Genomic DNA, 8187 nt, shown 5'->3' with positions numbered 1-8187 from the left:
AGGTGCTGGTAGATGCGCCAGTCAGAACACAGCGCGGCGCGAGCCAGGGAGGGTTCTACGACTACCCGATAGCGCGTGCGGCGAAAGCCGGTGTCGGCTTGGACGAATTCCGTGACGATGCCGTGTACATGGCGTACCGCCTGGTCACCGCGCCAGATGGTGAAGAGCGCGGGCTGGTCCAGCAGCGTGCCGAAATCAACGGCGGGGTCGCTGCTGGACAGTTCTAGGCACAGCCGATAGGTCTCGGACAGGGCTTCATCCAGCGTGAATTCAACGACGTCAAACGCCGCGCCGCTGGTGGGGGTGAAGGTGAAGCGGTGGTCTTGCTTGTGAGACAACACGTTCGGTCCTCCTGGAAAACGCAGGTTGACCGACGATATTGCGCAATCGATCATGCGCGCGTCTATAGAACTCCTCTGATTTTGCGGGGTGGCCGCCACCACCGCCCGCATAGCCATAGACGCATTTCTACGTTGTCCGGCATGAAGCCCCCACGTAGCCTGAGCGCTTCTTACCTGAGCGCTTCTTATCTTTGAAGCCCAGGTCATTCCATGAGTCTCTCTATCCAACGTGCCCAGCAAGGCGTTTGGTGAAGTCATCGAACACGAAAAGCACACGCCGTGGATCGACGTGGACGAGCTGCATGAGCGCGTTGCGCGGGCCGTACACGTAGCATCGTGGGCGCGCAGACCTTGATCGACGCAGGGATTTCCAACCGGGTGGCGTCGCTGCGCAATAAGCGCGCGAGTTACGCCCCGCTATCCCTTGCGAGGGGGGGGGCGTGCCCATTCCTGGCCTGCGGCGCTTCAGGCCTGCGGAACTTGGGGCTGTCAGGCCAATTCCAACCGGTTTCCGCCCAGTGATTTGGCGCGGTACAAGGCACGGTCCGCTGCCGCCAGGCTATCGGCCAGCGGCGGCGCGTTGTGGTCAAACCACGCCAGCCCGATGCTGACCGTGGCGTGGATGGCGCGGCGATCGATATCTTCGGAATACATGTCGGCAAAGCGCTGCGCGATGGCTACGCCCAGCGCCTGCGCGCGGCGCGCCTCCTCACCCGTCAGCAGCGCGGCGAACTCTTCGCCGCCGATACGCGCCAACAGCACGCCCGGCCCAGCCACGCTCTGCGCGATGTCGGCAAACGCCTTGAGCACCAGGTCGCCGGCCTGATGTCCGTGTCGGTCATTGATGGATTTGAAGTGGTCAAGGTCAAACGCCAGCACGGCCACCGGCCCTTGCTTTGCATGGGCGTGCAACAGGCGCGCGCCTTCCTCGAAAAACCAGCGGCGGTTGCCCAGGCGCGTCAGGTAGTCGGTTTGCGCTTCGCGCAACAACTGGCCGTGCGCCTCTTCGCGTACCAGCTTGAGCAGCGCCATGGGCAGCAATACCGAATACAGCACGCCTTCATACATGGTGATGTTGCTGGCCGCCAGTTGGACGACGGAACCATACACGTCAACCAGCCAGGGCAGGATCAAGGCCCTGAAGGCATAGAACAAGGCATGGATGCTGGCGACGGCGATGACGAAGCGACGCGGCGTCAGCGGCTTCATGGGTGTGCAACGCCACATTTCCCAGGCGGTCAGGGCCGCCACGGCGGCGATGGGCGCCGCGCTGATGTAGCTCCACATGATGCCTTGCCAACGGGTGCCGGCCGCCGCCCACAGCAGCACCGTGACGGCCAGCAAACCGATCGACACCAGGCGGTAGCGCCTGCCGCTGAAGGCCGCGACGCCGTGCAGGACGAGTAGATAGCCACCAAGAATGATGAAGTTGCTTAGCCCGGGGCCAAGCACCGCGGGCAGGTGCCCGCGCAGCAGCACCACGGTACAGCCGACGGCGATGGTGGCAAAGCCCGTGGCCAGAATGCCCAGTTCCTTGGCACGCCGGGAATTCGTGCGGTGTTCCCAATAAAGCATCCCGGCGCTGGCGAGCAGCGTCCCGATGACGAGCAGGTAAAGGGTGTAGAGATCGACGTGCATCCCGGCGGTATCAGCGTGGCGCCGACACGCGTTGCCGACAGCGGGATTTTACGGGCAAAACTTGCCCATTTTGTGTTACAGGCTGGCGTGTTGCGTGGCTGCAAACAGGTCGTCTGTGTGCACCATCAGCGCGCGCACCTGATGCAGCAGCGGATACTGATTCAACACGCCAGCCCATTGCGGCGACGCCAGCAATCCTTGCCAAACGGCTTCCAGCATTTGGGCGTCGGCGGGTTGGCGCAGCGCCAATTGGCTGGCGTAGGCGACGCTGGCCGGCGCGGACAGCAACTGCATGCGGCAGGCGGCGTTGAGCAAGCGCGGCGAGTCATCAACGGGCGTGTCGGCGGGCGCGTCGCAGCAATAGAGCACGGCGCCAGCCAGGTCGGAGCCGTGGGTGGGCAGGGTGCTCAGGGATGCGCCGCGCAACGTCACGGTGCCCTGGCGCGACAGGAACGGATCGATGACGCCGGCGTCTGCCTGCGCCAGCCGTTGCATGCCGCGCAGCAAGCGGGGGAAGTCCGTACTGGCCGCGTCCACGGACGCCTTGGCCTCGACCAGCAGGCACACATCCCAGACGGGTTCGGCGTCTGGCGGGCTGGCGCGGCGCAGCAGCGCGGCGTCCCACTCGCTCTTGGCGCGGTCGGCCGAGCCAGGCAGCTCGGGCGGCACGTGCATCGAGGTCACCACCCGATATGCGGCGGTGCTGGGGCCCAGGGTAGTGCCTTGCGGCCCTTCTGTATTGAGACGGTGCGCCAAGGCTTCCAACGCTGTCGCGGCCTGGGCCTCGACATCCGCGCCACGTTGTTGCGCGGCCAGGCCTTGCGCCACCGCGCCCGGCGTGCCGGAGCGCGGGCCGTTGCGGCTCCATAGGGCTTGGTAGCGCTGCACCAGCGCGTCGGAGGCCAAGGCGTCCAAGCGGCACAGGCGTTCCAGGGCGGGGCTGTTGCGCAGCCGGGCCAGGCTGCGAGACGTGGGGGAATCGCTTGCCGCCTCGGGCAGGGCGTCGATCGGTTGGACGGCCTTGGACAGCGCGGCCCAAGCCGGTGCCGACGCGGCGGCTTGCAACGCGCCCAAGACCTCGCGCTGCGGGCCGGGCGGCAGGCGTTGCAGCTTGGCCGGGTGGGCAATGGCGTTGACGGCCGCCACGACTTCACGCCGGTCCGACTCGGCACCCGCGGCCAGTGAGGCGTATTCACGCACCTGCACGGCTTGGTGGCGCAGGACCATGGCCTGGATGGCGGGGTCACCCTGGTTCTCGCGCATGGCTTCGCCGATAAGCTGTGCCAACGCGTCGACGAACGTCTGCTTGACCAAGGCAGGCGGTGTTTCTGCATGGGCCAACGCCCGACGCGCCTGGTCGATGGCCACGGCCAGTGTGCTGGTGCAGTGGTGGCTTCGGGCCGTTGAAGCCGATGCCAGCGCGGCTTCTGGCGTGGTGGGCACGAGATAGCGGCGGACGACGATACGCAGCGTGTCGTCCAGCAGGGAGGGGCGCGGCGGCAGGGGCATGGTGTGAACCGGCTTCATTCAGACTGTGGCGCCGTAAGCCTAGCCTGTTGCCGATCCTGGCGCCAATACCCGCGCACGCGCGCGCGGTCGAGCAAGCGTCTTACTTGAACATTGCCGCGTTGTCTTGCAGCACCGCGTCGGCGCACTGCGCGTCCAGGTGGCCGCCCGGCGCGCCGGCTACCCCAATGGCGCCAATGACCTTATCGCCCGCCTTGACCGGCACGCCGCCGCCCAAGAGCAGGAAGCCCGGAATGTCGGTCAGGTTGGCGGCGCCCGGGTTTTTCTGTGCGTTTTCCATCATGGTCAGCGTGGGGGTCTTGGCGGACACGGCGGTGAAAGCCTTTGCGCGGCTGGCCTCGATGGTGTGCGGGCCGGCGTTGTCGGCGCGGGCGAAGGCCTTGAGCAGGCCGGCGCGGTCCACGACGGAGGCGCTGACGTTGTAGCCCTTGGCCTGGCAGGCGGCAACCGTAGCGGTGGCGAGCTGCTGCGCGTCGGCCATCGACAGGTTGGTTTCCGTGAGCACGGCGGCTTGGGCGGCGGCGGACAAAACCAGCGTGGAGGCCAGGGTGGAAAAGAGGGTGGCAAGCGTCGTGGGCTTCATGGTCAGCATCCTTTTATGCGTTGGAGTAAGGAGCAGCCAGTGTGGCCAAAACGCGCGGCGGGCGGTATACGCCCGACTACTCGCGCGTCTCCGTAGCGTTACGGAGGGCAGAGGGCGGGGCTAGTCGAGCAGGGTGGCGTATTGGCGGATCAGTTGCGCCAGCGAGTCGGCTTCCAGCTTGGCGAAGACGTTGGCCCGATACGTTTCAACGGTGCGTGGCGACAAATCGAATTCGCGCGCGATTTCCTTGTTGCTCATGCCTTGCACAATGCGCGCCAGCACCTCGTGTTCGCGTCCGGACAGGCGCGCCAAGCGATCGGCGGCGGCTTGGGTCACGGCCAGCTTTTCGCGGCTGGCGATGTGGGTGCGCACCGCGGCCTGCACGGCGTCCAGGAACACGTCGTCATCCACGGGTTTTTGCAGGAACTCCATGGCGCCGCCCTTGAAGGCGCGGCGGCACAGGTCCACGTTGGCATGGCCGGTCAGCATGACCACCGGCAGGTCCGACTGCGCGGCCAGGCGGGCAAGCACGTCCAGCCCGCTGATGCCAGGCATGCGGATATCCAGCACGACGCAGCCGATGGCGCTGGCGCTGAGTTGCGCCAGAAAGGCCTGCGGGTCGCCAAAGCCCGCGCTGCGCAGGCCTACGCTACGCAGCAGCAGGCCCAGCGCATCGCGCACGGCGTCGTCGTCATCCACCAGGTACACCAGCGGGGAATGGTCGGGCGTGCGCGTGGGCGGCGTGTTCATGCGGGGGCCTTTGCACACGGCAGGGTCAAGGTGAAGCAGGCGCCCGAGGGCTTGAGATTGCGTGCGGCGATGCGGCCGTCCATGGAACCCGCCAGCGTTTCGCACAAGGCCAGCCCCAGGCCCATGCCTTGGGCGCGCGTGGTGTAGAACGGGGCGAACAGGCGGGGCAGCGCGTCGGCGGCGATGCCGGGGCCGGTGTCGCTGATGGTGAATCGGTATGCGTCGCCGTCGGCGCGGCCTTCCAGTTGAATCATCCGCGTGCCGTCGGTACCCGCAAGGGCGTCGGCGGCGTTTTGCACCAGGTTGTGCAGGATCTGTTCCAGCGCTACGCGGCCAGCCAGCGGCCGCGCTCCTGGGCTGGCGTTGTTCCAGGCCAGGCGGATGCCTTGCCGGGCCAGCTCGGCTTCGCGTAGAAAAAGCAGCGACGCGACCAGCGCGTCCGGGTCCAGCGCTTCGCGCCGCGCGGGCGAACGCGGTTGTACCAGCGCGCGCATGCGGCTGATGATGTCGGCGGCGCGCTTGGCCTGCTCGGCGCTGGCCAAGAGCGCGTGGCGCACGGCGGGGCGTTCGTCTTCGTCGTCCAGCAGGCGCTGGGCGGCGCGGGTCTGGGCCAGGATGGCGGTCAGGGGTTGGTTCAGTTCGTGCGCGATGCCGGCCGCCATTTCGCCCAGCGTGCCCAGGCGCGCCATGGTGGCCAGGCGCGCCTGCTCTTGCTGGCGGCGGGCCTCGGCGCGCGAACGCTGCCAGGCAGCGGCCCCCGTCACCAGCAGGGCGCTGGCCAGGGCCCAGGCCAGCCAGGCTTTCCATGGCCAATAGGCCGGCGTCAGCGTGTGGGTGCTGCGCATCGGGAAGGGCTGGCTGGCCGCGCCCAGCGGCTTTTGCAATGTCATCGCCAAGCCCCACGCGTCGTCCGCCTGCTTGGCCAGCAGCGCCAAAGGCTGCGAGCCAAGCAGCAGGCTCAGGTTGCTCAAGCCGGGGGGAAAGTCCGACGCCGGCACCAGTTGGCGGGCGTCCAGCAGCAGGCTCCAACTGGAGGGCGCCACCAGCCAGTAGCGCGCGTCGTCCACCGGCAGCGTCACCGGGCGGCCCGCATCACGGGCGCGCGTCACGGCGGCCGACAAACCCGGCGGCGGTGGCAGGCTGCCGGCCCAGGCGCCATCGGCCAGATAGCCCAGCCCCAGCAGTTGGGGCATGGCGGGGTGCAGGCTGGGATACAGACGTTCGGGCGTGGGCGGGTGAGACAGCGCTGTCAGCGTGGCCAGCACGGCTTCGTGCTGCACCGTCTTCTGGCTCAGCATGCGCTGGGCGATGCTGGTGCTTTGAAAGAAGCGGTCGTGCTGATCCAGGGTTTCCTGGCGGGCGATCCAGGCGGCGCCCAGGCAGAACAGGATCAGCCAGCAGAGGAGGGCGCGCGTGCGCGATAGGGGGTTCACGGCTGAAATTATGCCTTGCGGCAGGCGCGGTCCGGCATCCGTAGGGCTACGGAGGCGTCATGCGGCGCGCGGAGCGGCCTGGCCGAATGGATCGGCCTGCGGATCGGCCTGAGAATTGGCCGACAGCGTCATCTGGTACAGCGCGGCCACCAGGTCCGACTGCGTGATCAGCCCGACCAGAGTGCGCGAGGCGTCCAGCACCGGCACGCAATGCAGGGTGTCAGACATGGGCCGAGCCAGTTCGATGACCGGCAGGTCTGGTGTGGCGAAGGGCACTTCGCTGCGCAGGCAGTCGGAAACGCGCTGGCGCGGCGGCGTGGCGTCATCTGGCGTGACCGCAAGCGGCCTGGCCTTGCGCGCCAGCACGTCGGCCTGCGACACCATGCCGGCATAATGACCGTTCGCGTCAACCACCGCCAAGGCTTGCAGCCGGTGCTTGTCGAACAGGCGGACGGCGTGGTCCAGGGGTTCATGTTCCTGCACGGTGACGACATCGCGCGACATGACGTCGGCGCACGACACCTCGCCAAACCGGCGCACGCTGGCGCGCAGTTCGGCGGCCAGCACGATATCTTCCAGGTCTTCCTTGCTGATGTCCAGGAGCTCGCCGCGTTGCGCCAGGGCATCATCCAGGTCGGCCCGGCTGAAGCCCAGGCGGGTGCTGGGCGCGGCGTCGCGGGTGTGATGTCCCTGTGCCGGGTCGGCATGGCGGCGGGGGTAATTGCGTTTCAGAGCGCCGTTGAAGGCCACGGCAATGCACAGCAGGATCAAGGAATTCAGGCCCACCGGCCACAGCGCGAAGCCATAGCCCAGGCTGGCTACGGACGGCCCGCCCAGCACCGCCGTCAAGGCCACCGCGCCACCCGGGGGATGCAGGCAGCGCAGGCTGAACATGGCGCCGATGGCCAGGGCTACCGCGACGGCCGCAGCCAAGCCGGGCAGCGGAATCATCTGGGCGCAGAACACGCCGATCAGCGCCGACACCACGTTGCCCGCCACGATGGACCAGGGCTGCGCAAGCGGGCTGGCGGGCGCGGCAAACAGCAGCACGGCCGATGCGCCCATGGGCGCGATGAACCAAGGGCTGGCCGCGCCCAGTGCGTGCCGGCCCACCCATTCCGTGCAGAACAGCCCCAGCAGCGAGCCGAGCACGCCAAGGATTTTTTCGCGCCCGTTGACGCCTACCGGCGCTGGTGCGAACGCGCTCAGCCAGCGCTTGAATGCCACCCCCAAAACGATCTCCTTGCCTGTCTGCAATATGTCGTGGGGCGACAATTTATCACGCGGCGGCTTACCGTCCGCTTATGTGCTTATGTGCTTATGCGCTTATGCGCTTATGCGCGGATGCGCTCAGGTCGCGTCGTCGCCGATGCGCGCCAGCAAGCGGCCCAACAAGGGACGCATGGCGCGCAATTCTTCCAGGTGCGCGGTGGACAGGCTTTCCAATACCCTGTCGGCCTTTGGCGTCAGCACGACTTCAACGCGACGGCCGTCTTCGGGATCGGCCTCGCGGCTGACCAGGTCCAGCCGGGCCAGGCGGCTGACCAGTTCGGCGGCCGTATGCGGACGGATCAACAGTCGGTCGGCGATTTCGCCTACGTACAGCCCGCGACGGTCGGGCGGGGTTTTGCGGGTGCCTTTGATGGCCAGCAGGGTTTGATGTTGCTGCGGTGTCAGCGCCAAGGCGCCGGCCGCGCCCTCGCTGAAGGCTGCGAAGGTGCGCAGCGCATAGCGGAAGTCAGCCAGCAGTTCGTAGTCGGCGGGCGACAGGGGAGTGGGGGACAGAGTCGTTTTCACAGGCGAATTCTAATATGACGACGCGTGAATTCGCGCCGCGCTTCCGTGTCGTTAGTACGCTTCGTTACCGCTTTCGTTACCGCTTTCGTTACCGCTTTCGTTGTCACGTTCATCCGTC

The 8187-nt window shown here is 67.2% G+C and carries 8 protein-coding genes and 1 pseudogene; 1 reads left to right on the top strand and 8 read right to left on the bottom strand.

Features of this window, described 5'->3' with window-relative positions:
- Window positions 1-341: contractile injection system protein, VgrG/Pvc8 family (locus WBR68_RS30085; RefSeq protein WP_342490524.1), on the bottom strand; the 341-nt coding region annotated here is incomplete at its 3' end.
- 223 nt (window positions 342-564) lie between these two features.
- Here WBR68_RS30085 and WBR68_RS30080 point away from each other — a divergent pair.
- Window positions 565-737 (top strand): annotated as a pseudogene (locus tag WBR68_RS30080) (rhodanese-like domain-containing protein); the annotation flags it as partial.
- 93 nt (window positions 738-830) lie between these two features.
- Here WBR68_RS30080 and WBR68_RS30075 read toward each other — a convergent pair.
- From WBR68_RS30075 to WBR68_RS30045, 7 genes are all read right to left on the bottom strand, one after another.
- Window positions 831-1979, bottom strand: a complete 1149-nt coding sequence (locus WBR68_RS30075; RefSeq protein WP_230696092.1) for a GGDEF domain-containing protein — start codon at window positions 1977-1979, stop codon at window positions 831-833.
- A 75-nt stretch (window positions 1980-2054) separates the two neighbouring features.
- Window positions 2055-3488 (bottom strand): 3-deoxy-D-arabino-heptulosonate 7-phosphate synthase, encoded by a 1434-nt coding sequence (locus WBR68_RS30070; RefSeq protein ID WP_230696093.1) that lies wholly within the window; start codon window positions 3486-3488, stop codon window positions 2055-2057.
- Window positions 3489-3588: 100 nt separating this feature from the next.
- Window positions 3589-4089, bottom strand: a complete 501-nt coding sequence (locus WBR68_RS30065; protein ID WP_050445014.1) for a GlcG/HbpS family heme-binding protein — start codon at window positions 4087-4089, stop codon at window positions 3589-3591.
- Window positions 4090-4209: 120 nt separating this feature from the next.
- Entirely contained in the window at window positions 4210-4839 is a 630-nt protein-coding gene (locus WBR68_RS30060; RefSeq protein ID WP_230696091.1) for a response regulator transcription factor, read from the bottom strand.
- Window positions 4836-6272, bottom strand: a complete 1437-nt coding sequence (locus WBR68_RS30055) for a sensor histidine kinase (protein ID WP_230696090.1) — start codon at window positions 6270-6272, stop codon at window positions 4836-4838. Before WBR68_RS30055 ends, WBR68_RS30060 begins: the two co-directional genes overlap by 4 nt.
- Window positions 6273-6329: 57 nt before the next feature.
- The gene (locus WBR68_RS30050; RefSeq protein ID WP_230696089.1) at window positions 6330-7505 is read right to left on the bottom strand and encodes an HPP family protein; all 1176 of its coding nucleotides are present in this window, start codon (window positions 7503-7505) and stop codon (window positions 6330-6332) included.
- A 117-nt stretch (window positions 7506-7622) separates the two neighbouring features.
- Window positions 7623-8069, bottom strand: coding sequence for a MarR family winged helix-turn-helix transcriptional regulator (locus WBR68_RS30045; protein ID WP_230696088.1), 447 nt, complete (start codon window positions 8067-8069; stop codon window positions 7623-7625).
- Window positions 8070-8187: the final 118 nt, after the last annotated feature.

This window comes from Achromobacter sp. JD-1, assembly GCF_038594925.1.
Taxonomy (GTDB): domain Bacteria; phylum Pseudomonadota; class Gammaproteobacteria; order Burkholderiales; family Burkholderiaceae_B; genus Achromobacter; species Achromobacter spanius_C.
The sequence above is the reverse complement of the archived record's forward strand: the minus strand, read 5'-3'. Positions and strand labels throughout refer to the sequence as shown.